This window comes from Pseudomonas sp. GW823-FHT01D03 (assembly GCF_058798255.1).
On sequence record NZ_JBXAKK010000001.1, the window covers coordinates 2,065,419 to 2,091,322 of the forward strand.

Annotated in this window: 17 protein-coding genes, 1 other RNA gene and 1 pseudogene; 13 read left to right on the forward strand and 6 right to left on the reverse strand. The window is 61.5% G+C overall.

The features are described from left to right. Nucleotides 1-54: 54 nt before the first annotated feature. Both xdhB and xdhA read right to left on the reverse strand, forming a co-directional pair. Nucleotides 55-2,454, reverse strand: a complete 2,400-nt coding sequence (xdhB, locus tag AC1RBR_RS09240) for a xanthine dehydrogenase molybdopterin binding subunit (protein WP_492563950.1) — start codon at nucleotides 2,452-2,454, stop codon at nucleotides 55-57. Continuing rightward, nucleotides 2,447-3,901: a xanthine dehydrogenase small subunit gene (xdhA, locus tag AC1RBR_RS09245; RefSeq protein ID WP_492563951.1), complete on the reverse strand. Its 1,455-nt coding sequence runs from the start codon at nucleotides 3,899-3,901 to the stop codon at nucleotides 2,447-2,449. Before xdhA ends, xdhB begins: the two co-directional genes overlap by 8 nt. 267 nt (nucleotides 3,902-4,168) lie before the next feature. Between xdhA and AC1RBR_RS09250 the strand changes: the two genes are divergently transcribed. The 7 genes from AC1RBR_RS09250 (at nucleotide 4,169) to AC1RBR_RS09280 (ending at nucleotide 15,841) form a co-directional block, all read left to right on the forward strand. After that, nucleotides 4,169-4,828 carry a GntR family transcriptional regulator gene (locus tag AC1RBR_RS09250; protein ID WP_007961062.1) on the forward strand — a complete coding sequence of 220 codons (660 nt, stop codon included), beginning with the start codon at nucleotides 4,169-4,171 and terminating at the stop codon, nucleotides 4,826-4,828. 2 nt (nucleotides 4,829-4,830) lie between these two features. Further along, nucleotides 4,831-8,319, forward strand: coding sequence for a chromosome segregation protein SMC (gene smc / locus AC1RBR_RS09255; protein WP_492563952.1), 3,489 nt, complete (start codon nucleotides 4,831-4,833; stop codon nucleotides 8,317-8,319). Nucleotides 8,320-8,578: 259 nt separating this feature from the next. Next, the gene (gene zipA, locus AC1RBR_RS09260) at nucleotides 8,579-9,442 is read left to right on the forward strand and encodes a cell division protein ZipA (protein WP_027613270.1); all 864 of its coding nucleotides are present in this window, start codon (nucleotides 8,579-8,581) and stop codon (nucleotides 9,440-9,442) included. 215 nt (nucleotides 9,443-9,657) lie between these two features. Continuing rightward, nucleotides 9,658-12,015, forward strand: a complete 2,358-nt coding sequence (gene ligA, locus AC1RBR_RS09265; protein ID WP_492563953.1) for an NAD-dependent DNA ligase LigA — start codon at nucleotides 9,658-9,660, stop codon at nucleotides 12,013-12,015. A 240-nt stretch (nucleotides 12,016-12,255) separates the two neighbouring features. Continuing rightward, nucleotides 12,256-13,419 (forward strand): zinc-binding metallopeptidase family protein, encoded by a 1,164-nt coding sequence (locus AC1RBR_RS09270; protein WP_492563955.1) that lies wholly within the window; start codon nucleotides 12,256-12,258, stop codon nucleotides 13,417-13,419. 147 nt (nucleotides 13,420-13,566) lie between these two features. Further along, nucleotides 13,567-13,663: signal recognition particle sRNA small type (ffs, locus tag AC1RBR_RS09275), an RNA gene on the forward strand. Between the two features lie 228 nt (nucleotides 13,664-13,891). After that, nucleotides 13,892-15,841 carry a hypothetical protein gene (locus tag AC1RBR_RS09280; RefSeq protein WP_492563956.1) on the forward strand — a complete coding sequence of 650 codons (1,950 nt, stop codon included), beginning with the start codon at nucleotides 13,892-13,894 and terminating at the stop codon, nucleotides 15,839-15,841. A gap of 125 nt (nucleotides 15,842-15,966) precedes the next feature. Here the strand turns inward: AC1RBR_RS09280 and AC1RBR_RS09285 are convergent. Continuing rightward, nucleotides 15,967-16,268 (reverse strand): annotated as a pseudogene (locus tag AC1RBR_RS09285) (amino acid ABC transporter substrate-binding protein); the annotation flags it as partial. A gap of 195 nt (nucleotides 16,269-16,463) precedes the next feature. On the opposite strand from AC1RBR_RS09285, the gene dnaX reads away from it, so the two are divergent. The 5 genes from dnaX to AC1RBR_RS09310 all read left to right on the forward strand — a co-directional run bounded on the left by dnaX (nucleotide 16,464) and on the right by AC1RBR_RS09310 (nucleotide 22,304). Beyond that, nucleotides 16,464-18,563 carry a DNA polymerase III subunit gamma/tau gene (gene dnaX, locus AC1RBR_RS09290; RefSeq protein ID WP_095138662.1) on the forward strand — a complete coding sequence of 700 codons (2,100 nt, stop codon included), beginning with the start codon at nucleotides 16,464-16,466 and terminating at the stop codon, nucleotides 18,561-18,563. A gap of 67 nt (nucleotides 18,564-18,630) precedes the next feature. Next, nucleotides 18,631-18,969, forward strand: a complete 339-nt coding sequence (locus tag AC1RBR_RS09295; RefSeq protein WP_003223337.1) for a YbaB/EbfC family nucleoid-associated protein — start codon at nucleotides 18,631-18,633, stop codon at nucleotides 18,967-18,969. Between the two features lie 300 nt (nucleotides 18,970-19,269). Continuing rightward, entirely contained in the window at nucleotides 19,270-20,304 is a 1,035-nt protein-coding gene (curA, locus tag AC1RBR_RS09300) for an NADPH-dependent curcumin/dihydrocurcumin reductase (RefSeq protein ID WP_492563957.1), read from the forward strand. Between the two features lie 66 nt (nucleotides 20,305-20,370). Then, nucleotides 20,371-20,973: a recombination mediator RecR gene (recR, locus tag AC1RBR_RS09305; RefSeq protein WP_115985782.1), complete on the forward strand. Its 603-nt coding sequence runs from the start codon at nucleotides 20,371-20,373 to the stop codon at nucleotides 20,971-20,973. Nucleotides 20,974-21,155: 182 nt separating this feature from the next. Further along, nucleotides 21,156-22,304, forward strand: a complete 1,149-nt coding sequence (locus AC1RBR_RS09310; protein ID WP_492563959.1) for an acyl-CoA dehydrogenase family protein — start codon at nucleotides 21,156-21,158, stop codon at nucleotides 22,302-22,304. A 119-nt stretch (nucleotides 22,305-22,423) separates the two neighbouring features. Here AC1RBR_RS09310 and AC1RBR_RS09315 read toward each other — a convergent pair whose 3' ends face one another. Next, entirely contained in the window at nucleotides 22,424-22,972 is a 549-nt protein-coding gene (locus AC1RBR_RS09315) for an adenine phosphoribosyltransferase (protein WP_003223345.1), read from the reverse strand. 78 nt (nucleotides 22,973-23,050) lie between these two features. Further along, nucleotides 23,051-23,785 carry a fumarate/nitrate reduction transcriptional regulator Fnr gene (gene fnr, locus AC1RBR_RS09320; RefSeq protein ID WP_003223347.1) on the reverse strand — a complete coding sequence of 245 codons (735 nt, stop codon included), beginning with the start codon at nucleotides 23,783-23,785 and terminating at the stop codon, nucleotides 23,051-23,053. A 155-nt stretch (nucleotides 23,786-23,940) separates the two neighbouring features. Here fnr and AC1RBR_RS09325 point away from each other — a divergent pair, with 155 nt between their 5' ends. Continuing rightward, a complete protein-coding gene (locus tag AC1RBR_RS09325; protein ID WP_166495600.1) occupies nucleotides 23,941-24,423 on the forward strand; it encodes a hypothetical protein in 483 nt (160 codons plus the stop codon). Here AC1RBR_RS09325 and hemN read toward each other — a convergent pair. Then, nucleotides 24,420-25,802 (reverse strand): oxygen-independent coproporphyrinogen III oxidase, encoded by a 1,383-nt coding sequence (hemN, locus tag AC1RBR_RS09330; RefSeq protein WP_492563960.1) that lies wholly within the window; start codon nucleotides 25,800-25,802, stop codon nucleotides 24,420-24,422. The genes AC1RBR_RS09325 and hemN overlap by 4 nt on opposite strands. Between the last annotated feature and the right edge of the window lie 102 nt (nucleotides 25,803-25,904).

Below are 25,904 nucleotides of genomic sequence, written 5' to 3' on the forward strand. Positions count from 1 at the left end.
TTGGAATGCGTTCCCCTGTAGGAGTGAGCCTGCTCGCGATAACCGCGCCTCGGTCTAGAGCGGAGCCAGCTCAGCTTCAGCAGCAACTGCTTTCACAGTCTTGAGCTGGCGCATCTGCTCACACCCCCACAGCACCCGCTCCGGGGTCGCCGGCGCATCGATCTGCGGCTGATGCTTATAGTCACCGAGGCTCGCCACCGCGTCCTTGATCGCGCACCACGCGGCAATCCCGAGCATGAACGGCGGCTCACCCACAGCCTTGGAATGGAACACCGTGTCTTCCGGGTTCTTGCGGTTTTCCACCAGCTTCACCCGCAGGTCCAGCGGCATGTCCGCCACGGCCGGGATCTTGTAGCTGGCCGGGCCGTTGGTCATCAGCTTGCCCTTGTTGTTCCAGACCAGCTCTTCCATGGTCAGCCAGCCCATGCCCTGGACGAAACCGCCCTCGACCTGACCGATGTCGATCGCCGGGTTCAACGAGGCGCCGACGTCGTGGAGGATGTCGGTACGCAGCATCTTGTACTCGCCGGTCAGGGTGTCGACGATTACTTCGCAGCACGCCGCGCCGAAGGCAAAGTAGTAGAACGGCCGACCACGGGCCTGGCTGCGGTCGTAGTAGATTTTCGGGGTCTTGTAGAAGCCGGTGCTCGACAGCGAGACCTGATTGAAATACGCCAGTTGGATCAGTGCCTCGAAGGTCATGATGTGGTCACGCACGCGCACATGGCCGTTGTGGAATTCCACGTCTTCTTCGCTGACCTTGTAGTGCCGCGCGGCGAATTCCACCAGACGCTGCTTGATGATCTCGGCGGCGTTCTGCGCGGCCTTGCCGTTGAGGTCGGCGCCGCTGGAAGCCGCAGTCGGCGAGGTGTTCGGCACTTTATCGGTGTTGGTCGCGGTGATCTGCACCCGATCCATTTCCACCTGGAACACTTCGGCCACCACCTGCGCGACTTTGGTGTTGAGGCCCTGGCCCATTTCGGTGCCGCCGTGGTTCAGGTGGATGCTGCCGTCGGTGTAGACGTGGATCAGCGCGCCGGCCTGGTTGAGGAAACTGGCGGTGAAGGAAATGCCGAATTTCACCGGGGTCAGCGCCAGGCCTTTTTTCAGGATCGGGCTGTTGGCGTTATAGCGACGGATCGCTTCACGGCGCTCGGCGTACTGGCTGCTTTCTTCCAGTTCGGCGGTCATCTCGTCGAGCATGTTGTGCTCGACGGTCTGGTAGTAGTGAGTGACGTTGCGCTCGGTCTTGCCATAGTAGTTGGCCTTGCGCACGGCCAGTGGATCGAGGTTGAGGTGACGGGCAATCGCGTCCATCACTTCTTCGATGGCGACCATCCCTTGTGGGCCGCCGAAACCGCGGTAGGCGGTGTTCGACGCGGTGTTGGTCTTGCAGCGGTGGCCATTGATGGTCGCGTCACCGAGGTAGTACGAGTTGTCCGAGTGGAACATCGCCCGGTCAACGATCGAGGCGGACAGGTCCGGCGAACAGCCGCAGTTGCCGGCCAGGTCCATGGCGATGCCGTGCAGGCGCCCGCTGCTGTCGAAGCCGACGTCGTACTCGACATAAAACGGGTGGCGCTTGCCGGTCATCAGCATGTCTTCGACCCGTGGCAGACGCATCTTGGTCGGCTGGCCGGTGAGGTGCGCGATCACCGCGCACAGGCACGCCGGGCTGGCGGCCTGGGTTTCCTTGCCGCCGAAACCACCGCCCATTCGGCGCATGTCGACGACGATCTTGTTCATCGACACGTCGAGCACTTCGGCCACCAGTTTCTGCACTTCGGTGGGGTTCTGCGTCGAGCAGTAGACGATCATGCCGCCGTCTTCGGTGGGCATCACCGAGGAGATCTGCGTCTCCAGATAAAAGTGTTCCTGGCCGCCGATGTGCAGCGTGCCCTGGATGCGATGTTCGGCGGTGGCCAATGCCGAAGCCGAGTCGCCACGCTGGTGGGTGTGGCTGTCGAGCACGAAGTGGCGTTTGCGCAAGGCTTCGACCACGTCCAGCACCGGCTCGAGATCTTCGTACTCGATGATTGCCGCCATCGCCGCTTTGCGTGCGGTTTCCAGGTCTTTCGCCGCCACGGCCAGCACCGGTTGCCCGACGAATTGCACGTCATCGATGGCCAGCAGCGGATCGCCCGGCAGCAACGGGCCGATGTCTTTCAGGCCCGGCACGTCTTCGTGGGTGATCGCAATGCGCACGCCTTCGAAGGCGTAGCAGGGCTTGGTGTCGATGCTGATGATTTTCGCGTGGGCGCGGTCTGACAGTCGTGCGTAAACGTGCAGCTGATTGGGGAATTCCAGGCGATCATCGATGTACTGCGCTTCACCGGACACATGCTTGGCGGCGCTGTCGTGCTTGACGCTGCGGCCGACACCGGTGGTCAGGTCCTTGGCGAACAGTTCCGCCAGTTCGGCTTGAGTCTTCTCTACGGCGTGATGGTTAGACATAAGCGGTCACCCGAGTCTCGATGTGCGGTGTTTGCAGTTCGATGAAGTATTTGCGCAGCAGGTTCTGCGCGCTGAGCAGGCGATATTCCTTGCTGGCGCGGAAATCCGAGAGCGGCGTGAAATCTTCGGCTAGCGCAGCGCAGGCGCGTTCGATCACGGCGTTGTTGAACGGCTGGCCGAGCAGCACGGCTTCGCAATGGGCGGCGCGTTTGGGGATCGCGGCCATGCCGCCGAACGCCATGCGCGCATCAGTGATCACGCCGTTTTCCACGCGCAGATTGAATGCGGCGCAGACGGCGGAGATGTCATCGTCCAGACGCTTGGAGACCTTATAGGCGCGGAAGCGCTGCTCGGCGGTGGCACGCGGGACAATAATCTTCTCGATAAACTCGCTTTCCTGACGGGCGGTGACCTTGTAGTCGATGAAGTAATCTTCCAGGTTCAGCGTGCGCCGGGTTTCACCTTTGCACAGCACCACCTGCGCGCCGAGGGCGATCAGCAGCGGAGGCGAATCACCAATCGGCGAGGCGTTGCCGATGTTGCCGCCGAGGGTGCCCTGGTTGCGGATCTGCAGCGAGGCGAAGCGGTGCAGCAATTCGCCGAAGTCCGGGTACTCGGCAGTCAGCGCTTCGTAGCAGTCGGAGAGGGCGGTGGCGGCGCCGATTTCGATACGGTCAGCGAAGCTTTCGATGCGCTTCATTTCGGCGACGTTGCCGACGTAGATCATCACCGGCAAGGTGCGATGGAACTGGGTGACTTCCAGCGCCAGATCGGTGCCGCCGGCCAGCAGCCGCGCTTGTGGGTAAGCGTCGTACAGATCGGCCAGATCGGCGACGGTCAGCGGCACCAGGCAACGCTTGTCGCCACTGTTGAGTTCACCGATATCGGTCGGGGCAATGGCTTTGAGGCGGGCGATGGTCTCGGCTTCGCGGGCATCGAACTGATCCGGTTGCTTGCCACAGCAGGATTGCTCGGCGGCGGCGAGGATCGGCCGGTAGCCGGTGCAGCGGCAGAGGTTGCCGGCCAGCGCTTCGTGCGCCTTGGCCGGATCCGGTGCATCGCTGTTCTTTTGCAGGGCGAACAGCGACATGACGAAGCCGGGGGTGCAGAAGCCGCACTGCGAGCCGTGGCACTCGACCATGGCTTTCTGCACGCTGTGCAGTTCGCCCTGGTGCTTGAGGTCTTCGACGCTGATCAGTTGCTTGCCGTGCAGCGACGAAACAAAGGTCAGGCACGAATTGAGGCTGCGATAGCGAATGTGTTCGCGGCCGGCGTCATCCGTTTGCAACTCGCCGACCACCACGGTGCAGGCGCCGCAGTCGCCGCTGGCGCAGCCTTCTTTGGTGCCGGACTTGCCCACATGTTCGCGCAGGTAATTGAGCACGGTCAGATTCGGGTCCAGGGCGTGCTCGCTACGGAGTTCCTGGTTAAGTAAAAACTGGATCACGGAAGGCCTCGCAGACTCATTATTGTTGTTAACCGACTTCAACCGAATTTAGCAGGTCTGACTTTTCGGTCAATGGTTTTCTGACTTAAAGGTCAGGAAAAACGATTTTGTCGATTAACCTGTGCTCTATTGAGTATTGACCCTGAGCGGATTCACTGCTTTTTTGCTTGAATCGTGCCAAAAAGCGCCGTGCGGGCACTCCGCCATGCACCTGCATTTGCGCTACACTGCGCCGCTTGTGCAGATCGAAGAGTTTGAAGGACAACCATGACGTTCAAGGCGCCGGACAGCCTCGCCGAGCAAATCGCTCACCACCTCGCCGAACGCATCATTCGCGGCGAAATGAAGCCGGGAGAGCGCATCCAGGAACAGAAGGTCACGCTGGCCCTCAATGTCAGCCGCGGATCGGTCCGCGAAGCCCTGCTGATCCTCGAACGCCGCCACCTGATCGCGATCCTGCCGCGACGTGGTGCCCATGTCACCGAACTCACCGCGCACAAGGTGCAGAGCCTGTGCACGCTGATGAGCGAGCTGTACATCCTGCTCGGCAATGCGGTCGCCAATGGCTGGCAGACCCAGGCCGACATGGCGCCGTTCGTGCAGATTCAGCAGCGCCTGACCGCCAGCTACGAGCGTCAGGACATCCGCACCTTCGTCGACGACAGCTTCGCCGTGATGCGCGCTGCGTACCCGTTTGCCAACAACCCGTACCTGCAAGAGACCGTCGAGAACCTGCAGCCGGCCATGAGCCGAGCGTATTTCCTCGCCCTCGAACAGCGCAAGGCCGAAATGAGCGAGTTCCTCGAACTGTTCGAACGCCTGCTGGCCGCTGTCCTCGCCCGTGATTTGCCGCAGATCCGCATCGTGCTGACGGCTTACGCCCAGCGCAGCTGCGATCTGGTGGTCTCCGCCCTGACGGTTGCCTGAGCGTGCGGCTGAAGTGCATCAAGCTGGCGGGGTTCAAGTCCTTCGTCGACCCGACCACGGTGAACTTCCCCAGTAACATGGCGGCGGTCGTCGGGCCGAACGGTTGCGGCAAGTCGAACATTATCGACGCCGTACGCTGGGTGATGGGCGAAAGTTCGGCGAAGAACCTGCGTGGCGAGTCGATGACCGACGTCATCTTCAACGGCTCGACCAGCCGTAAACCGGTGAGCCAGGCGAGCATCGAACTGGTGTTCGACAACTCCGACGGCACGCTGGTCGGCGAGTATGCGGCTTATGCCGAGATCTCCATTCGCCGCAAAGTCACCCGCGACAGCCAGAACAGCTATTTCCTCAACGGCGCCAAATGCCGTCGTCGCGACATTACCGACATCTTCCTCGGCACCGGCCTCGGCCCGCGCAGCTACTCGATCATCGAGCAGGGGATGATCTCCAAGCTGATCGAAGCCAAACCGGAAGACCTGCGCAACTTCATCGAAGAAGCGGCGGGCATCTCCAAATACAAGGAGCGCCGGCGCGAGACCGAAAACCGCATCCGCCGCACCCACGAAAACCTTGCGCGTCTGACCGACCTGCGCGAAGAGCTTGAGCGCCAGCTCGAACGCTTGCACCGGCAGGCCGAGTCCGCGAAGAAGTATCAGGAATACAAATCCGAAGAGCGCCAGCTCAAGGCGCAACTGTCGGCCCTGCGCTGGCAGGATCTGAACGATCAGGTCGGCCAGCGCGAATCGATCATCGGTACTCAGGAAGTCAGTTTCGAAGCACTGGTCGCCGAGCAGCGCAATGCCGATGCCGCCATCGAGCGCTTGCGCGACGGGCACCATGAACTGTCCGAGCGCTTCAATCTGGTGCAGGGCCGCTTCTATTCGGTCGGCGGCGACATCGCCCGGGTCGAGCAGAGCATCCAGCACGGCCAGCAGCGCTTGCGCCAGTTGCTGGACGATCTGAAAGAAGCCGAGCGTGCGCGTCTGGAAACCGAATCGCACCTGGGCCACGACCGCACGCTGCTGCTGACCCTTGGCGAAGAGCTGGACATGCTCATTCCCGAGCAGGAAGTCACCAGCGCCGCCGCCGAAGAAGCCGCCGCTGCGCTGGAAGATTCCGAAAGCGTCATGCACGGCTGGCAGGAGCAGTGGGATACCTTCAACCTGACCGCTGCCGAACCCCGGCGCCAGGCCGAAGTGCAGCAGTCGCGGATCCAGCAGCTGGAAACCAGCATGGAGCGCCTGGCCGATCGGCAAAAGCGTCTCGCTGAAGAGCGCGATCTGCTTTCCGCCGACCCGGAAGACGCGGCGATCATGGCGCTCAACGAGCAACTCGCCGAATCCGAAGCGACCCTCGAAGATTTGCAGACCAGTGAAGAAGCGCAGGTCGAAAAACTTGAACAACTGCGTCAGGAATTGCAGCAGGCACTGACCGCGCAGCAGCAGGCGCAGGGCGATTTGCAGCGCCTCAACGGGCGACTGGCGTCGCTGGAAGCCTTGCAACAAGCCGCGCTCGACCCCGGCACCGGCACCGCCGAATGGCTGAAGGAACACAACCTCGCCCAACGCCCGCGTCTGGCCGAAGGGCTGAAGGTTGAGGCTGGTTGGGAGCTGGCGGTGGAAACCGTGCTCGGCGCCGATCTGCAAGCGGTGCTGGTGGACGACTTCAACGGCTTCGATCTTTCCGGTTTCACCCAAGGCGATCTGCGCCTGCTCAGCCCCGCCAGCGATGGTGTGCGGGTAGCGGGCAGTCTGCTGGATAAGGTCGAGGCGCAGATCGATCTGTCGCCATGGCTCGGCCAGGTCAAACCGGTCGACAGCCTTGAGCAGGCCTTGGCCCTGCGCGGCCAGTTGAGTGCCGGGCAGAGCCTGATCAGTCGCGACGGTTACTGGGTCGGTCGGCATTTTCTGCGGGTACGTCGCGCCAGTGAAGCCGAGAGCGGCATGCTCGCCCGTGGCCAGGAAATCGAGACGCTGCAGGCCGAACGCGGAGAGCGCGAAGCCACGGTCGAAGCCATGGAAACCCGGCTGCAAACCCTGCGTGCGCAACAGCGGCAGCAGGAGAACGGTCGTGAACACTTACGTCGTTTGCTGCAGGACGAGGCACGCTCACAAGGTGAATTGAAAGCCCAGTTGTCTGCCGGTAAAGCCAAGGCCGAACAACTGACGCTGCGCCGCACCCGCCTTGATGAAGAGCTGATCGAACTCGGCGAGCAGCGCGAACTGGAACACGAACAGATCGGCGAAGCGCGCATGCAATTGCAGGAAGCGCTCGACGCCATGGCACTGGATACCGAGCAGCGCGAATTGCTGCTGGCCCAGCGTGACAGCCTGCGCGAACGCCTTGATCGCGTGCGTCAGGAAGCCCGTCAGCACAAGGATCACGCCCATCAACTGGCGGTGCGTCTCGGTTCGTTGCGCGCGCAACATGACTCCACGCGTCAGGCGTTGGAGCGTCTGGAGATGCAGGCCGAGCGCCTGACCGAAAAGCGTGAGCAGTTGAGCCTGAATCTGGAGGAGGGCGAGGCACCGCTGGAAGAGCTGCGCCTGAAACTCGAAGAGCTGCTCGACAAACGCATGACCGTCGACGAAGAGCTGAAGACTGCGCAGATCGCGCTGGAAGACGCCGACCGCGAACTGCGCGAGGCGGAAAAACGCCGGACCCAGGCCGAGCAGCAATCGCAACTGATTCGTGGCCAGCTCGAACAGCAGCGCATGGAATGGCAAGCGCTGACCGTGCGGCGCAAGGCGTTGCAGGATCAATTGCTCGAAGACGGCTACGATCTCAATGGCGTGCTCGCGACATTGACCCCCGAGGCCAGTGAACGCGCCGCCGAAGAAGAACTCGAACGGATCAATGCGCGGATTCAGCGCCTGGGCGCGATCAACCTCGCGGCCATCGACGAATACACGCAACAATCCGAGCGTAAACGTTATCTGGATGCGCAGGACGCCGATCTGGTCGAAGCACTGGAGACCCTGGAAAACGTCATTCGCAAGATCGACAAGGAAACCCGTAACCGCTTCAAAGATACCTTTGATCAGATCAATGGCGGATTACAGGCACTTTTCCCGAAAGTTTTCGGTGGTGGCAGCGCGTATTTGGAACTGACGGGCGAAGATCTACTCGATACAGGGGTGACGATCATGGCGCGGCCGCCAGGAAAGAAGAACAGCACCATCCATTTGCTCTCCGGCGGGGAAAAAGCCCTGACCGCACTGGCACTGGTTTTTGCGATCTTCAAATTGAATCCGGCGCCGTTCTGCATGCTCGATGAAGTTGACGCGCCACTGGATGACGCTAACGTTGGACGCTACGCACGATTGGTTAAAGAGATGTCGCAGACCGTGCAGTTCATCTATATCACCCACAACAAGATTGCCATGGAAATGGCCGATCAACTGATGGGCGTGACGATGCACGAGCCGGGTTGTTCGCGATTGGTTGCAGTGGATGTCGAGGAGGCGATGGCGATGGTGGACGCCTGAGTCAGCGTGGTGTCGGAAGGGTATGAGTAGTCTGTAGGACTTTTTTACCGACTTCGACTTGCTGGCCAATCGACATATTCGCGCAAGCCAATGTGACAGACGGTGTAAAGTTGTCTTTGGTCGTGCTAGTTTAATGTCAATTTTTCGTATACGTGGGCAAAACGCCTGTCAGAACATAGAGTTGGCGCCACGTTTTAAAGCGGTTTGCACAATGTAAACCCCTTATTTTTCAGCATTTTTTATAGAGGCACGGGATTACATGGAAATCGGTCTGCGCGAGTGGCTGATCGTCATCGGCATCATTGTGATAGCCGGTATTCTTTTCGATGGCTGGCGCCGTATGCGCGGCGGCAAGGGAAAACTGAAATTCCGTCTTGACCGAAGTCTGTCCAACCTGCCGGACGAGGACACCAGCGCCGAGCTGTTGGGCCCGGCCCGCGTCCTGGACACACATAAAGAGCCGCAACTGGACGAACACGATCTGCCGTCGGTGAGCATGCCGGCCCGCGAAGCACGCGAGCCTCGCGAATCTGGTTCGAAACGTGGCAAGCGCGGCAGCAATGGTCCGGCCCAGGGCGATCTGAACCTCGATCTGGATCTGGACGGCGGCCCGAGCTTCAGCAGCCGTGATGATGACTTCGTCGACGACAGCAAGCCTGCGCCAGCCGTTGCCGACAAGGATCAGCCGCAAGCCGAAGAAGTCCTGGTGATCAGCGTGATCTGCCGCGACGCCGCCGGCTTCAAAGGCCCGGCATTGCTGCAGAACATTCTCGAAAGCGGTCTGCGTTTTGGCGAGATGGATATTTTCCACCGTCACGAAAGCATGGCCGGCAACGGTGAAGTGCTGTTCTCCATGGCCAACGCGGTCAAGCCGGGTATCTTCGATCTGGACGACATCGACCATTTCAGCACCCCGGCGGTGAGCTTCTTCCTCGGCCTGCCAGGTCCGCGTCATCCGAAGCAGGCCTTCGACGTGATGGTGGCGGCGGCGCGCAAGCTGTCGCAGGAACTGAACGGCGAGCTGAAAGACGACCAGCGCAGCGTGCTGACCGCGCAGACCATCGAGCACTACCGTCAGCGCATCGTCGAATTCGAACGCCGCGCCCTGACCCAGAAGCGCTAAGGCCAGAGCGCAGTTGTGGAGGGGGCTTGCTGTGGCGAGGGAGCTTGCTCCCGCTGGGCTGCGAAGCAGCCCCAAAATCACGGCGGCTTCGCCACTGAGCGGGACGATGCGACGATTCGACAAGCTCCCTCGCCACAATGTCCATAGCCTTGAGCTATTGTGATTTAGAAGATTGAGCAGCCTCGGCTGCTCTTTTGCTTTATGAGAGAACACCCATGACCGCCGCCAAAAACCGCATTCTAGAGCTGCGTGCTGAACTCGATCAGCACAACTACCGTTATCACGTCCTCGACGAGCCGAGCATTCCGGATGCCGAGTACGACCGGTTGTTCCACGAGCTCAAGGCGCTGGAAGCGGCCAATCCGGAACTGATCACCAGCGACTCGCCGACCCAGCGTGTCGGCAGCGTGGCGCTGACCGCGTTCACCCAGGTGCGTCACGAAGTGCCGATGCTCAGCCTCGGCAACGCCTTCGAAGAAACCGACATGCGCGAGTTCGACCGCCGGGTGACCGAAGGTCTGGATCTGCCGGCCGGCGATCTGTTCGGTGGCGGTGCGGCGGTGGAATACAGCTGCGAACCGAAACTCGATGGCCTGGCGGTCAGCCTGCTGTATCAGGACGGCGTGCTGGTACGCGGCGCCACCCGTGGCGACGGCACCACCGGTGAAGACATCAGCGTCAACGTGCGCACCGTGCGCAACATCCCGTTGAAGCTGCATGGCGCAGGCTGGCCGGCGACTCTGGAAGTGCGTGGTGAAGTGTTCATGTCCAAGGCCGGTTTCGAGCGCCTCAACGCCTCGCAACTGGAAGTCGGCGGCAAAACCTTCGCCAACCCGCGCAACGCCGCGGCCGGCAGCCTGCGTCAGCTGGATTCGAAGATCACCGCCAACCGCCCGCTGGAATTCTGCTGCTACGGCATCGGTCAGGTGTCCCACGATATTTCCGACACTCACATCGGCAACCTCAAGCAATTGCAGAAGTGGGGCATGCCGATCAGCCACGAGCTGAAACTGGCCAAAGGCATCGGCGAATGCCTGGATTACTACCGTGACATCGGTGAGCGACGTAACTCGCTGGCTTATGAAATCGACGGCGTGGTGTTCAAGGTCAACAGCATCGCCGATCAGCGTGAGCTGGGCTTCCGTGCCCGCGAACCGCGCTGGGCGATCGCGCACAAATTCCCGGCCATGGAAGAACTCACCGAACTGCTCGACGTGGAGTTCCAGGTCGGTCGCACTGGCGCGGTCACTCCGGTGGCGCGGCTGAAACCGGTCAAGGTCGCGGGCGTCACCGTGGCCAACGCCACCCTGCACAACATGGACGAAGTGGCGCGCCTGGGCCTGATGATCGGCGATACGGTGATCATCCGTCGCGCCGGTGACGTGATCCCGCAGGTGGTGCAAGTGGTCACCGAGCGTCGCCCGGAGAATGCGCGTCCAGTGGCGATTCCAGAGAACTGCCCGGTCTGCGGCTCCCATGTCGAGCGCACGCAACTGGTCAAGCGCAGCAAAGGCAAGGAAACCATCAGCGAAGGCGCGGTGTACCGCTGCGTCGGCCGTCTGGCCTGTGGCGCGCAACTGAAGCAGGCGATCATTCACTTCGTCTCGCGCCGGGCGATGGACATCGAAGGCCTTGGCGATAAGAGCGTCGAGCAACTGGTCGATGAAGGTCTGGTCAGCTCGCCGGCCGATCTGTACGCGTTGAAGTTCGACGACATTGTCGATCTGGAAGGCTTCGCCGAGGTCTCCAGCAACAAGCTGCTGGCGGCCATCGAAGACAGCAAGCAACCGGGGCTGGCGCGGTTCATTTATGCGCTGGGCATTCCCGATGTCGGCGAGGAGACGGCCAAGGTGTTGGCGCGCTCGCTGGGTTCGCTGGAGCGCGTGCAGCAGGCGTTGCCGCAAGTGCTGACCTACCTGCCGGACATCGGCCTGGAAGTGGCGCACGAGATTCACAGCTTCTTTGAAGATCCGCATAACCAGCAGGTGATCACCGAGTTGCTCGGGCATGGCCTGCAGATTCAGGATCAAGGCGAACTGGGTGCCGAGTTTGCCGCCAGCACCACCCTCGGCGGTCTGCTCGACAAGCTGCACATTCCCTTTGTCGGCCCGGGCGGTGCGCAGAAACTGGCAGACAAGTTCGGTTCGCTGGACGCGGTAATGAATGCCGACTGGCTGGACATGCGTCAGGCGCTGCCGGAGAAGCAGGCCAATTCGGTGCGCGAGTTTTTTGCTGTGCCCGAGCATCGGCAGATCGCCGAGGCCGCCGAGAAACAGCTGCGGGATTTCGGCATGCACTGGCTGAGCGAGAAGAAAGTCGTCGAAGGCCTGCCGTTGTCCGGCGAAACCTGGGTGCTGACCGGCAAGGTCGAGCTGATGAGCCGTGATGTGGCCAAAGAACACCTGGAAAGCCTCGGCGCCAAGGTGGCTGGCTCAGTCTCGGCGAAAACTCACTGTGTGGTCGCAGGGCCCGGTGCCGGCTCGAAACTGACCAAGGCCAATGAGCTGGGGGTGAAGGTGATGGATGAAGAGGCGTTTATCGCGTTCCTCAAAACCCACGGTATCTCGGCCTGATACCGTTTAGTTCGGCAGTCTGCTTTTGTGGCGAGGGAGCTTGCTCCCGCTCGGCGACGAAGTCGTCGTAAACCCTGAAAACCCGGTATACCTGAAAGAAAGCAGGGGGAGCGCTTCGCACTCCAGCGGGAGCAAGCTCCCTCGCCACATCGGCAGTGTCACTCAGCAGCTGCGCTGTATTCGGGAACATTGTTGACTGCAGGATGATCTAGTCTTGGCAAGCCCCAGGGAGAGATCGCCATGTACCGCTTTTTCGAGCAGCTCAGTTCTCGCATTGTCGCGCCGTTCATGGGCGAATCTTCACGCAACAGCAAAATCTGGCCGTGCCGCTGCGGCCAGTCGCTGTTCTTTCGCAACAGTCAGTGTCTGGCTTGCAACGCCATGCTGGGCTATCAGCCTGAAGAAAGTCGCCTGACCTCGCTGCAACCGGGGCCGCAGGACGGCAGTTGGACACTCGATGCCGATCCCGACGCCGGATTGTTTCGTCGCTGTGCCAACCTCGATACGCCCGCCGCGTGCAACTGGTTGCTGCCGGATAACGGCCACGACAGCCTTTGCATCGCTTGCAGCCTCAACCGCACCATCCCCGACCTGTCGGTTCCGGAAAACCCCGAACGCTGGCGCAAAGTCGAAATCGCCAAGCGCCGGCTGGTGGCGCAACTGATCACCCTCGGCCTGCCGGTCATCCCGAAAACCGTGGATGAACACACCGGTCTGGCCTTCGACTTCATCGGCGTCGACCTTGAAGGTAACGCGCCGATGACCGGCCACGCCAACGGCCTGATCACCCTCGACATCAAAGAAGCCGACGACGCCCACCGCGAGCAGGTGCGGGCGGCGATGCATGAACCCTATCGCACGCTGCTCGGGCATTTCCGGCATGAGGTCGGGCATTATTATTGGGATCGTCTGATCGCCAATGGTCCGTGGCTGGAACCGTTCCGCAACCTGTTCGGCGACGAGCGCGCCAGTTACGCCGAAGCGCTCGACCGTCATTATCAACAGGGTGCGCCGCAGGATTGGCCGCAACACTACGTCAGCGCCTACGCGACCATGCACCCGTGGGAAGACTGGGCCGAAACCTGGGCGCATTACCTGCACATGATGGATGCGGTGGACACCGCGCTGGGCTTTGGCATGAGTGCGCGGGAAATGGACTTCGACTATCAGCCGTTTCCGCCCAGTACCCTGTACGACCCGGAGCACCCCGGCGGGGCGGCGTTTCTGTCGTTCGTCAATGCGTGGATCGAACTGGCGGGCATGCTCAACGAGCTGTCACGCAGCATGGGCCAGCCGGATTTCTACCCGTTCGTGCTGCCGGCGGCGGCGATTGCCAAGCTGCACTTCATCCATCTGGTGATCCAGCAGGCGGGCGGCAAGGCGGACGAGGTGTTGACCCTGTAAGAGCTGCCGCAGGCTGCGATCTTTTCGGGCACAGCGCATGTCCTTGAACCCGTTCATATTTTTTATCTGAAACCAACGGTTGTAACTTCATCTCAGATAGGTACAATGGCGCGGCTCGCCGACAGGTGAGTGTCGTTATGGTGACCCCATCGGTCCCCCCGCAACGATTACCCGTGAACCTGGTCAGAGCCGGAAGGCAGCAGCCACAGCGGGAACATTGTGTGCCGGGGTGTGGCTGGTGGGGTTACCACCTTAACGAACGAAGATCGCTACAACAGAACTGCATGGGTTTCGCCCACTGCGGTTTTTTTATGCCCGCGATTTGGGCTTTCACGCCAGCTCCTGTAGGAGCGAGCCTGCTCGCGAAGGCTGCCCCCCGATGCCTGTTCAGCCACCAAGGTTGAACAGTGGCATACTCCACCGTCTTGCTGCGCGCGTCGTTGACAAGTTCGCGCCCTGGCTACGAGGTTGTATGCACCCGGAACATCACGATTTATCCACCGCCGTGTACTTGCCCGTGACGGACGAGACCTGCGCGAGTCTGTTGCAGCCCGATGGCGCGAAAACCCTTGGCGAGCTGACGGATGCGCAACTGGCCGCCGTGCTGGTCATCCAGAATCTGGCCCAGGCCGCGGAAAAGGATCTCACCGCCGCTGCGGCGGAGAAGGTGCTGGCGCGACTGATCGCCTGGGCGGTCGATGGCGGGGCAGGGCTGCTGTCCGAGGCGCAACGACTGTTCGACCCGCGCCAGTTGTACTTCGGCCTGAACGCTATCAGGGGTTTGAACCTGCGTTTACTGTTGGCCGAAGAGGTGTCGGCGCAGGATTACCTGCTGCCCGATGGCAAGTGGGATGACGAGTTCAAGACGCGCCACCACGCGATCAACAATCCGTTCAGCCAGCAGATGATCAGCCCGGCGCATCGCGAGCGCTGGCTCAGCGCCGCGCAAGACAAACTGGTCAGAACTTTCCGCGCCAACCTCGATGAAGACCTGCACGTGCAAGGCTATGCCGGGATCGGCAAGAGCCACCTGGTCGGTGCCCTGACCGAGTGCCTGGACCCCGGGAAAACCCTGTTGCTGGCACGTACCCCGGAAAAACTCGCGACCCTGTGTCAGCGCATGGGCGTTGCCAGTGAGCGCAAGCCCGGCATCACCTTTGAAGCGTTCGCCCGCGGGCTGATCTACGGACGCAAACCGCAGCCGTCAGGCGCCGCCGGCCGGGTCGCGAGCAAACAGAGTCTGGCCCAGGAGTTGAATATCCTTGGCTTTCGCGAGCATGACTCGCAACGAACGCTGAACGTCTGCCTGGAAACCCTTGAGCGCTATTGCCAATCCCGGGACTACAGCCTGTCGGCGCATCATCTGCCGTATTTCAAGCTGTCCTTGTCCAGCCTTGAGTCGAAGGTACTGCTGGAGTATTCGAGCCGCGTCTGGACTTACCTCGAGGCCAATCCGGCGTGGGGCCGGCAGAGCGGCTTCGAAGCGTTGTTGCTGATCAAACGGGCAAGTCTGGCGGGCTGCGTGGTGCCGCCGCGTTATACCCATGTGCTGATCGACGAGAGCCAGGACATTCCCGCTTCGCTGCTGCAGATTATCGAGCGTGGCCGACAGGTGCTGATCACATTGGGCGATGAGTACCAGCACGCCGAGCGCGACCTGGTGAAAAGAAAGCGTGAGGTGCGCCAGAGCGATATCACCTACTCGGTACGCTCGGGTCGTAACGTCGAGCGTCTGGTCAATCCGCTGATTTCCCGGCACTCGGAAAAGAGCAAGGTGCCGTTCGAAGGCGCGCGTGAAGCGGACGTCGGCATCGAGTTTTATCCGCAGGGCTTTGTCCCGCCGGAAGGTTGCGTGGTGCTGACGGCGTCCCCTTGGGACACCATGAAGTGGGCCATGCAGCTGCACGATGCCAATTGCCTGTTCAGTTTTGCCGACATGAAGGCGCAGCGCGATCTTGAGCACTTCATGATCAGCGCCATCGAGTTGTTCAGGGTCGATTACTACAGTTCCACGCACAGTGAGAAGGGGCCGCATCGCTATTTCAGCGACTTGCCCAAGTGGCAGCAGGTGCGCGGTGCCAACCAGTTCGACGAAGCGTTTTTGTGGGTCGAGGCCGAGCTGGAGAAAGGCTTCAAGGTGGCTGACCTGACCCGGCTCAACCGGATGATCGGCGGCCCCGGCAAAAGCTGTCTGCTGATGCAGGCGCACGAGGCGGGCGGCATGGAGTTCGACCGGGTTCTGCTGACGCCCGAGCTGCTGACCAACGTGCAGTTCAAGGACGCCTACGCGTTCGATCAGCGGATCTGCGCCGTGTACATCGCCATCTCCCGCGCCCGGCAGCAGCTTTACCTGCCGTACGACGTGGTCGAATGGATCGAATTTCACGACTACCAGAAATTCCGCGAGTCGCACGGCTACTGAATAATTCTCCGTTTAAAATGCCCCCACCCCTGTGGGAGCGGGCTTGCTCGCGAAGGCGGTGTGCCAGGTAACGAATCAGGTGACTGACACACCGCCTTCGCGAGCAAGCCCGCTCCCACAATGGGTTATGGGGTGGCTTCAGCGGACCCGGTATACAACCGGATAATCTCATCAATCTCCCCCGACATTTTCATCCGCAGCAACGTGCGCAGGATCCGCTGCACCGGCACCAGTCCAGCGTCCATTGATTGCTCACCGCATAGCGGTAGCGGCCGGCCAGGAGTTTTTCCAGCACTTGTTCCTGATTACGCGCGTCTTCGCGTTGCAGACGATCGGCGTCGAACAGCGGTTGCAGGGTCGGATAGGTATAGCCGAGCACGGTGCCGATCGATTGGCGGGGGAGGTTGGCGGGATCGACCCGGGGCGGCCGCGCTCACGCTCAGACTGATCCCCAACAAAGCTCCCAAGGCCCAACGCATCAATGCTCCGATGAGTCTCGATCACGAGCGAAATTGCCCCGCCAACAGCAGCTTGGCCAGATTAGACGAGCACACCGGATGCAATTTTGCCCTTGCTCCGCTAGCATTAGCCGCTTCAGCTTCCTTCGTTGCGACGGTTTTCGATGAGTTATCAGGTTCTTGCACGTAAATGGCGTCCGCGCTCGTTCCGCGAAATGGTCGGCCAGACCCATGTGCTCAAGGCTCTGATCAATGCCTTGGACAGCCAGCGGCTGCACCATGCGTACCTGTTCACCGGTACGCGCGGGGTCGGTAAGACCACCATTGCGCGGATCATTGCCAAATGCCTGAACTGTGAGACAGGTATCACTTCCAGCCCCTGCGGCGAGTGTTCGGTGTGCCGCGAGATCGATGAGGGGCGCTTCGTCGACCTGATCGAGATCGACGCCGCGAGCCGGACCAAGGTCGAAGACACCCGCGAGCTGCTCGACAACGTGCAGTACGCGCCGAGCCGTGGGCGCTTCAAGGTCTACCTGATCGACGAAGTGCACATGCTCTCCAGCCATTCCTTCAATGCGCTGCTGAAAACCCTTGAAGAGCCGCCGCCGTACGTCAAGTTCATCCTGGCGACCACCGACCCGCAGAAACTTCCGGCAACGATTTTGTCGCGTTGCCTGCAGTTCTCGCTGAAGAACATGACGCCCGAGCGCGTGGTCGAGCATCTGACCCACGTTCTCGGCGCCGAAAACGTGCCGTTCGAAGACGACGCGCTGTGGCTGTTGGGCCGCGCCGCTGACGGCTCGATGCGTGACGCCATGAGCCTGACCGACCAGGCCATCGCTTTCGGTGAAGGCAAGGTATTGGCCGCCGACGTGCGGGCGATGCTCGGCACGCTGGATCACGGCCAGGTCTTCGACGTGCTGCACGCGCTGATCGAAGGCGACGCCAAAGCGTTGCTCGAAGCCGTGCGCCATCTGGCCGAGCAAGGCCCGGACTGGAACGGCGTGCTCTCGGAAATTCTCAATGTGCTGCACCGTGTCGCTATCGCGCAGGCGTTGCCGGAAGGTGTCGATAACGGCCATGGCGACCGTGATCGGGTGCTGGCGCTGGCGCAGGCGCTGCCGGCCGAAGACGTGCAGTTCTATTACCAGATGGGCCTGATCGGTCGCCGCGACTTGCCGCTGGCGCCGGATCCCCGTGGTGGTTTCGAAATGGTCCTGCTGCGGATGCTGGCCTTCCGGCCCGCGGACACCGCGGACGCCCCGAGGCAACCGCTAAAGCCAGTGGGGATCAGCCAGGCCACAGTTGATTCCGCAAACTCAGTGGCTGCCGCGCCCAAGCCTGCGCCGGTAGTCGCTGCGGCTGTTGCGCCGGCACCGGTGGTTGCTCCAGCGCCGGCCCCGGCTCCTGAGCCAGCGCCTGTGGTTGCTGCTGCACCCGCGCCAGCGCCAGAAGCAGATCCTGAGCCTGAGCCTGTCGTCGCCGAGGCGGCGGTCGACCTGCCGTGGAACGACCCGGTCGAACCCGAGCCAGAACCTGAGCCGGTGCAGCAACCAGCCGTCGAGCCGGTACTGGAAACCGCCAGCGAGCAGCCCGAGTTGCCGCCGATGCCGCTGCCGACCCCGGACAGCGTGGTGCCGGATGCACCGGAGTGGGCCGCTGCACCGATTCCCGAGCCGTCGGTCGCCGACGTCGATGCCGCCACTCCAGGCATGGACCTCGACGACGAGCCGCCGTTGGACGAAGACTACATCGAGCCGGACATGGATTCGGCCTACAGCTACCTTGACGATCTGGCCAGCGAACACACCGCCGAGCCGGCACCGGAACCCGAGCCGGAGCCTGCCGCCGCGCCGGCCACCGGTCTGGCGTTGCAATGGCTGGAGCTGTTCCCGCAACTGCCGATCTCCGGCATGACCGGCAGCATCGCCGCTAACTGCACGCTGATCGCGGTCGATGGCGACCATTGGCTGATGCACCTGGACCCGGCGCACAGCGCGCTGTTCAACGCCACGCAGCAGCGGCGCCTGAACGATGCGTTGAACCAGTTCCACGGTCGCACGCTGACCCTGACCATCGAACTGATCAAGCCCGAACAGGAAACCCCGGCGCAGGCCGCGTCCCGTCGTCGGGCCAACCGTCAGCGCGAGGCGGAGGAATCGATCCACGGTGATCCGTTCATCCAGCAGATGGTCCAGCAGTTCGGTGCGGTCGTGCGACACGATACTATTGAACCTGTCGACGCCTTGGTCGCCCAAGGCTAATAACTGAGGGCGTCCGGCCTCGCTGGCCGGGCGCTGTTTTGATCCAAGTACTTTTGAGGTGATTCCCATGATGAAAGGTGGCATGGCCGGCCTGATGAAGCAGGCGCAGCAGATGCAGGAAAAAATGGCCAAGATGCAGGAAGAACTGGCCAACGCCGAAGTCACCGGCAAGGCCGGTGGCGATATGGTCACCGTGGTAATGACCGGTCGTCACGACGTGAAAAGTGTCAGCATCGACCCAAGCCTGGTTGAAGGCCTGAGCGAAGACGATAAGGAAATGCTCGAAGCCGTGGTCGCTGCCGCCGTCAACGACGCCGTGCGCAAGATCGAAGCCAACAGCCAGGAAAAAATGGGCAGCATGACCGCCGGCATGAACCTGCCAGCAGGAATGAAACTGCCATTCTGATTCGCCTTTGCGGGTTGGATGAGCTACACAAAATGCCAGGCATCGCGCCTGGCATTTTTGTTTCTACCTCTTGGGCGTTCAGTATTCATTTGTGGCGAGGGAGCTTGCTCCCGCTCGGCGACGAAGTCGTCGTAAACCCTGAAAACCCGGTATACCTGAAAGAAAGCAGGGGAGCGCTTCGCACTCCAGCGGGAGCAAGCTCCCTCGCCACAGGAGTCGAGTAGAAACATCGAACGCTGTGATGTCACCAAGGTCTGCTCCCTATACCCCCTGAACTCATCATTCACAGGAGACGCTGACATGTCCGACCCTCTGACCCTCAATCAACGCTTCGTCCTCGCCTCGCGCCCGGTGGGCGCGCCGACTCCGGAAAACTTCCGTCTGGAGCGCGAAGCGTTGCCTGATCTCGAAGACGGCCAGGTGTTGCTGAAAACCTTGTACCTGTCGCTCGACCCGTACATGCGCGGACGCATGAGTGACGCACCGTCCTACGCCGCGCCGGTACAAATCGGCGAAGTGATGACCGGCGGCGCTGTCAGCCGTGTCGAGAATTCGCGTCATCCGAAATTCCACCAGGGCGATCTGGTGGTCGGCCTCACCGGCTGGCAGAGCCACAGCATCAGCGACGGCCGCAACATCATGCCGATCCCGTCCGGCCTTCCAAGCCCATCAATGGCCCTCGGTGTGCTGGGCATGCCGGGGATGACTGCGTACATGGGGCTGATCGACATCGGTCAGCCGAAAGAGGGCGAGACCCTGGTGGTCGCTGCGGCGTCCGGTGCCGTCGGCTCGGTGGTCGGTCAGGTAGCGAAAATCAAGGGCCTGCGCGCCGTGGGTGTGGCCGGTGGTGCCGACAAATGCAAATACGTGGTCGAGGAGTTGGGTTTTGATGCCTGCATCGATCACAAGGCACCGGACTTTGCCGAACAACTGGCCAAGGCCTGCCCGGACGGCATCGACATCTATTACGAAAACGTTGGCGGGCATGTGTTCGATGCCGTGGTGCCGCTGCTCAATCCCAAGGCGCGGATTCCGCTGTGCGGGCTGATTGCCGGTTACAACGCCACTGAAGCGCCGCAAGGCCCGGATCGTCTGCCGATGCTGCAGCGCACCCTGCTGACCAAGCGTGTGAGGATTCAGGGCTTCATTGTGTTTGATGACTACGGCGACCGTCAGCCGGAATTCATCAGCCACATGGTGCCGTGGGTGCGCGACGGCAAGGTCAAATTCCGCGAAGACGTGGTGGAAGGCCTGGAGCAGGCGCCCGAGGCGTTTATTGGTCTGCTGGAGGGGCGCAACTTCGGCAAACTGGTGGTGAAGGTTGCCCAGGACTGAGCATTTGACGCTGGCCAGAGGCGCGGGTATAAACCGCGTCTCGTTGTTTTGTCGGACTTTTTACCCATGAGCTTCAGCCCTTTGATTCGCCAACTGATCGACGCCCTGCGCACTTTGCCGGGTGTGGGTCAGAAAACCGCCCAGCGCATGGCGTTGCAGTTGCTCGAACGTGACCGCAGCGGTGGCACGCGACTGGCTCAGGCCCTGAGCCAGGCCATGGAAGGGGTGGGTCACTGCCGTCAGTGCCGCACGTTGACCGAAGACGATCTGTGCCCGCAATGCGCCGACACGCGCCGCGACGACACGCTGCTGTGCGTGGTGGAAGGGCCGATGGACGTGTATGCGGTGGAGCAAACGGGTTTCCGTGGACGCTACTTCGTGCTCAAGGGCCACCTGTCGCCGCTCGACGGTCTCGGGCCGGAGGCCATCGGTATTCCGCAGCTGATGGCGCGCATTGAAGAGGCGGGCAGCTTTACTGAAGTCATCCTCGCCACCAACCCGACGGTGGAAGGTGAGGCGACCGCGCATTACATCGCCCAATTGCTCAACAACAAAGGCCTGATCGCCTCGCGGATTGCCCATGGCGTGCCGCTGGGTGGGGAGCTGGAGTTGGTGGATGGCGGGACGCTGGCGCATTCGTTCGCCGGGCGTAAGCCGATTTCCCTCTGAGTTCAGCGGTGCCTTGACTGGCGCCTTCGCGAGCAAGCCCGCTCCCACATTGGAATGCATTTTCCTGTGGGAGCGGGCTTGCTCGCGAATGGCGCACCTCGGTCTGACTGATACACACAAACATATTGAAAACCAAGCAAGCGCTCGGTTAACGTCGACCAACCCTTCAGTGGAGTTCGCCGATGCCTGCTTTCCAGGATTACTTCGACCCCAGCCACCAAATGGTCCGCGACAGCGTCAGACGTTTCGTCGAGCGCGAAATCCTGCCGGACATCGATGCGTGGGAAGAAGCCGAAAGCTTTCCCCGTGAGCTGTACCAGAAGGCCGGGGCGGCGGGGATTCTCGGCATCGGTTATCCCGAAGCGCTGGGTGGCAGCCACGAAGGTGATGTGTTCGCCAAGGTTGCCGCCAGCGAAGAACTGATGCGCTGCGGCTCCGGTGGTCTGGTCGCCGGCCTCGGTTCGCTGGATATCGGCCTGCCACCGATCGTCAAATGGGCCCGGCCCGAGGTGCGCGAGCGCGTCGTGCCGCAAGTGCTCAGCGGCGAGAAAATCAGCGCCCTGGCGGTCACCGAGCCCGGCGGCGGTTCCGACGTCGCCAACCTGCAAACCCGCGCCGTACGTGACGGCGAGTTCTACCGGGTCAGCGGCAGCAAAACCTTCATCACCAGCGGCGTACGTGCCGATTTCTACACCGTCGCGGTGCGCACCGGAGCGCCGGGTTTCGGCGGCATCAGCCTATTGCTGATCGAGAAGGGCGCCCCAGGCTTCACCGTAGGCCGCCAACTGAAGAAAATGGGCTGGTGGGCCTCGGACACCGCTGAACTGTTCTTCGACGACTGTCGGGTGCCTGTGGGCAATCTGATCGGCGCCGAGAACATGGGCTTCGCCTGCATCATGGGCAATTTTCAGAGCGAACGATTGGCACTGGCGCTGATGGCCAACATGACCTCGCAGCTCGCCCTCGAAGAAGCCCTGAAATGGGCGCGCGAGCGTGAGGCCTTCGGCAAACCCATCGGCAAATTTCAGGTGATCAAGCATCGGCTGGCCGAGATGGCCACGGCGCTGGAAGTATCGCGCGAGTTCACCTACCGCCAGGCGGCGAAGATGGCGGCGGGGCAGAGCGTGATCAAGGAGATTTCCATGGCCAAGAACGTTGCCACGGATACTTCGGACCGGATTACCACCGAGGCAGTGCAGATTCTTGGCGGCCTGGGTTTCATGCGCGAGAGTCTGGTGGAGCGGCTGTATCGGGATAACCGCATTCTGTCGATCGGCGGCGGGACGCGGGAGGTGATGAACGAGATCATCAGCAAGCAGATGGGGCTTTGAATCTTTGGTGAGGCTACTGGCCCCTTCGCGAGCAAGCCCGCTCCCACATTGGATCTGTGGCGTTCACAAATCCTCTGTGGGAGCGGGCTTGCTCGCGAAGGCGGCATTACAGACGCCGCTTACTTGTCAGTCAAAGCAAACTGCGTCAGACAGAAAGTAGGGATGCCCATATCTTCCAGACGCTGCGACCCACCCAGCTCCGGCAGATCGATAATCGCCGCCGCCTCATGCACCCGCGCGCCCATGCGGCGGATCAGGTTGGCGGCTGCGATCAGCGTGCCACCGGTGGCGATCAGGTCATCGAACATCACCACCGAATCGCCTTCGCACAGGCTGTCGGCGTGCACTTCGAGGAAGGCTTCGCCGTACTCGGTCGCGTAACCTTCGGCCAGCACGTCCGCCGGCAGTTTGCCTTGCTTGCGGAACAGCACCAGCGGCTTGTTCAACTGATAGGCCAGCACCGAGCCGATCAGGAAACCGCGCGCATCCATCGCGCCGATGTGGGTGAAGTCGGCTTCCACATAACGGTGGGCGAAGCTGTCCATCACCAGGCGCAGGGCCTTTGGCGACTGGAACAGCGGGGTGATGTCGCGAAAAATCACGCCCGGTTTCGGGAAGTCGATCACGGGGCGGATCAGGGATTTGATGTCGAAGGAGTCGAAGACCATCGTCGAGGTGTCCTGGCAGGGCTGCAAACGGCGCAGTATACCCGCGGCTGAAACGCTTCGCTCAACCGCGGATCGAGATCAGCCTTCGAGGGAGCCACCGGCCAGGGCGCAGAGCTGGATCGGGTCGAGGATGTGGATCTCTTTGCCCTCGGCGGCGATCAGTTCGTTCTGCTGGAAGCGGGTGAACACCCGCGACACGGTTTCCACCGCCAGGCCCAGATAATTGCCGATTTCGTTGCGCGACATGCTCAGACGGAACTGGTTGGCCGAGAACCCGCGAGCGCGGAAGCGGGCCGACAGATTGACCAGGAACGTGGCGATGCGCTCATCGGCGGTTTTTTTCGACAACAGCAGCATCATTTGCTGGTCGTCACGGATCTCGCGGCTCATCACCCGCATCAACTGACGGCGCAGTTGCGGCAGTTGCAGGGCCAGTTCATCAAGGCGTTCGAAAGGAATTTCGCAGACCGAGGTGGTTTCCAGGGCTTGGGCCGACACTGGGTGTTTCTCGGTGTCCATGCCGGACAGGCCGACCAGTTCGCTCGGCAGGTGGAAACCGGTCAGTTGTTCTTCGCCGCTGTCGCTCAGGCTGAAGGTCTTCAGGGCGCCGGAGCGTACTGCATAAACGGAATCGAAGGTGTCGCCCTGGCGGAACAGGAACTCACCCTTTTTCAACGGGCGGCCACGTTTTACGATTTCGTCCAGCGCATCCATGTCTTCCAGATTCAGAGAAAGTGGCAGGCAGAGAGGGGCCAGGCTGCAATCCTTGCAATGGGCCTGGTTGTGAGCGCGCAGTTTGACTGGCTCGGACATTTCTTAAATCCTTGTGGGAAAACACACATAAGACGTAAGGGTAACCCACGGAAGGACATTCAGGCCAGCCTGTGGCGAGTTTGTCCCGCGGGCGTAAAGCCGCAGGGCAAGTGGCCGATAAAGGGGTATCACCACGCATGCAAGGAATCGCTTCGATGGCCGCCATTGACACGCTGAACCCCGGTAACAGCGGCGTTGCGTCTGCGCCGAGCACCGCCAGGACAGGGACCAGTGACGAGCAGAATGCCGCCTCTGCGCCGTTGGCAACCCCGACCTTGGTCGAGGGCGTCAAAGTGTCGCTGTCCGGCGCCTCCATCGAAAAATCCTTCAGTGTCGGTGGCGAGAACAGCGACATTGAAGATAGCGGCTTGCCCGAGAACGTCCAGCAGTTGCTGAAGATGATCCGCAAACTGCAAAAAGAGATCGCCGAGAAGAAAGCCCGGATGGCGGCGGTCATGTCCGACAGAACCCTGACCAATGAAGCCAAAGTCAATATGCTCGCCGCGCTGCGCGGTGCCATCGCCGCCCTGAATACCGGGCTGATCAGCGCCAATCTGGCCCTGTCCAAAGTCATGGATCAGTCCGGCCTCACCTCCGAGCAGAACCTCAAGCTCGGCTCGTTGCTGACGAAAAACTAGATCACCCGCGAGAATCGCTGGCGGTTCTGCTGTTCCAGATACGCGTCGAACACCATGCACACCGAGCGCACCAGCAGGCGTCCGGCCGGCAGCACTTCGATCCGCTCGCGTTCCAGATTGATCAGCCCATCGTTGGCCATGCCTTGCAGTTGCGGCCACAGCGCACCGAAGTAGCCCTGAAAGTCGATGTTGAACGCTTGCTCGATTTCGGCGAACTCCAGGCTGAAATTGCAGATCAGTTGCTGGATCACCGCGCGGCGCAGGCGATCGTCGGCATTGCACACCAAGCCACGGCTGGTCGCCAATTGCGCGGCGGCGAGGGTGTTCTGGTACTGGTTCAGATCGCTGTTGTTCTGGCAGTAGAGATCGCCGATCTGGCTGATCGCCGACACCCCCAGACCAATCAGGTCGCAATGGCCGTGGGTGGTGTAGCCCTGGAAATTGCGTTGCAGGGTCTGTTCCTCCTGGGCAATCGCCAGCTCATCGTCGGGCAGGGCGAAGTGATCCATGCCGATGTAGCGGTAGCCGGCGGCGGTCAGTTGTTCGATGGTGCGCTGGAGCATCTCGAGTTTTTGCGCAGGGCTTGGCAGCTCGTGGCTGTTGATCCGCCGCTGCGGCATGAAGCGCTCCGGCAGGTGCGCATAATTGAACACCGAGAGCCGGTCCGGCTGCAGGCTGATGACTTCTTCGACGGTGCGCGCGAAATTCTCCGGGGTCTGCTTGGGCAGGCCGTAGATCAGGTCGATGTTGATCGAGCGAAATTGCAGGGTGCGCGCGGCGTCGATTACTGCGCGGGTTTCTTCCAGGCTCTGCAGGCGATTGACCGCGCGTTGCACCGCCGGATCAAGGTCTTGCAGGCCGATGCTGACCCGATTGAAGCCGAGTTCGCGTAACAGACCCATGGTCGACCAGTCGGCCTCGCGTGGATCGATCTCGATGCCGTAGTCGCCGGAATCGTCATCCAGCAGATTGAAGTGTTTGCGCAGGTGCGCCATCAACTGCCGCAGTTCGTCGTGGCTGAGAAAGGTCGGAGTGCCGCCGCCGAAGTGCAGTTGCTCGACTTTCTGCGCCGGTTCCAGGTGGCAGGCGATCAACTGGATTTCCTGCTCCAGCCGTTGCAGATACGGCTGCGCGCGACCGCGATCCTTGGTGATGACCTTGTTGCAGGCGCAGTAGTAACAAATGTTCGCGCAGAACGGCACGTGCACGTACAGCGACAACGGGCGCTGCGCCTTGCGGCTGTCGCGCAGGGCATGGAACAGGTCGAAGGTACCGACCTGGCTGTTGAGTTGCACGGCCGTCGGGTACGAGGTGTAGCGCGGCCCCGCCAGGTCGTAGCGGCGGATCAGATCAGTGTCCCAACGAATGGCGTCGAGCATGCGGGCATTCCCCCGGATAGGCTGGCAGTGTGGCGAGTCTATCGGGGTGCGGCGACGGGGCTGTTGATTTGCATCAACGGCGGATTGGTAGTGACTGCTTTT

Coding starts and splice junctions, on each gene's coding strand:
- curA (WP_492563957.1), top strand. CDS start 19,270: ATGTCCGACCCTCTGACCCTCAATCAACGCTTCGTCCTCGCCTCGCGC.
- AC1RBR_RS09315 (WP_003223345.1), bottom strand. CDS start 22,972: ATGGTCTTCGACTCCTTCGACATCAAATCCCTGATCCGCCCCGTGATC.
- ligA (WP_492563953.1), top strand. CDS start 9,658: ATGACCGCCGCCAAAAACCGCATTCTAGAGCTGCGTGCTGAACTCGAT.
- AC1RBR_RS09250 (WP_007961062.1), top strand. CDS start 4,169: ATGACGTTCAAGGCGCCGGACAGCCTCGCCGAGCAAATCGCTCACCAC.
- AC1RBR_RS09280 (WP_492563956.1), top strand. CDS start 13,892: ATGCACCCGGAACATCACGATTTATCCACCGCCGTGTACTTGCCCGTG.
- fnr (WP_003223347.1), bottom strand. CDS start 23,785: ATGTCCGAGCCAGTCAAACTGCGCGCTCACAACCAGGCCCATTGCAAG.
- AC1RBR_RS09270 (WP_492563955.1), top strand. CDS start 12,256: ATGTACCGCTTTTTCGAGCAGCTCAGTTCTCGCATTGTCGCGCCGTTC.
- AC1RBR_RS09295 (WP_003223337.1), top strand. CDS start 18,631: ATGATGAAAGGTGGCATGGCCGGCCTGATGAAGCAGGCGCAGCAGATG.
- xdhB (WP_492563950.1), bottom strand. CDS start 2,454: ATGTCTAACCATCACGCCGTAGAGAAGACTCAAGCCGAACTGGCGGAA.
- recR (WP_115985782.1), top strand. CDS start 20,371: ATGAGCTTCAGCCCTTTGATTCGCCAACTGATCGACGCCCTGCGCACT.
- dnaX (WP_095138662.1), top strand. CDS start 16,464: ATGAGTTATCAGGTTCTTGCACGTAAATGGCGTCCGCGCTCGTTCCGC.
- AC1RBR_RS09310 (WP_492563959.1), top strand. CDS start 21,156: ATGCCTGCTTTCCAGGATTACTTCGACCCCAGCCACCAAATGGTCCGC.
- AC1RBR_RS09325 (WP_166495600.1), top strand. CDS start 23,941: ATGGCCGCCATTGACACGCTGAACCCCGGTAACAGCGGCGTTGCGTCT.
- hemN (WP_492563960.1), bottom strand. CDS start 25,802: ATGCTCGACGCCATTCGTTGGGACACTGATCTGATCCGCCGCTACGAC.
- zipA (WP_027613270.1), top strand. CDS start 8,579: ATGGAAATCGGTCTGCGCGAGTGGCTGATCGTCATCGGCATCATTGTG.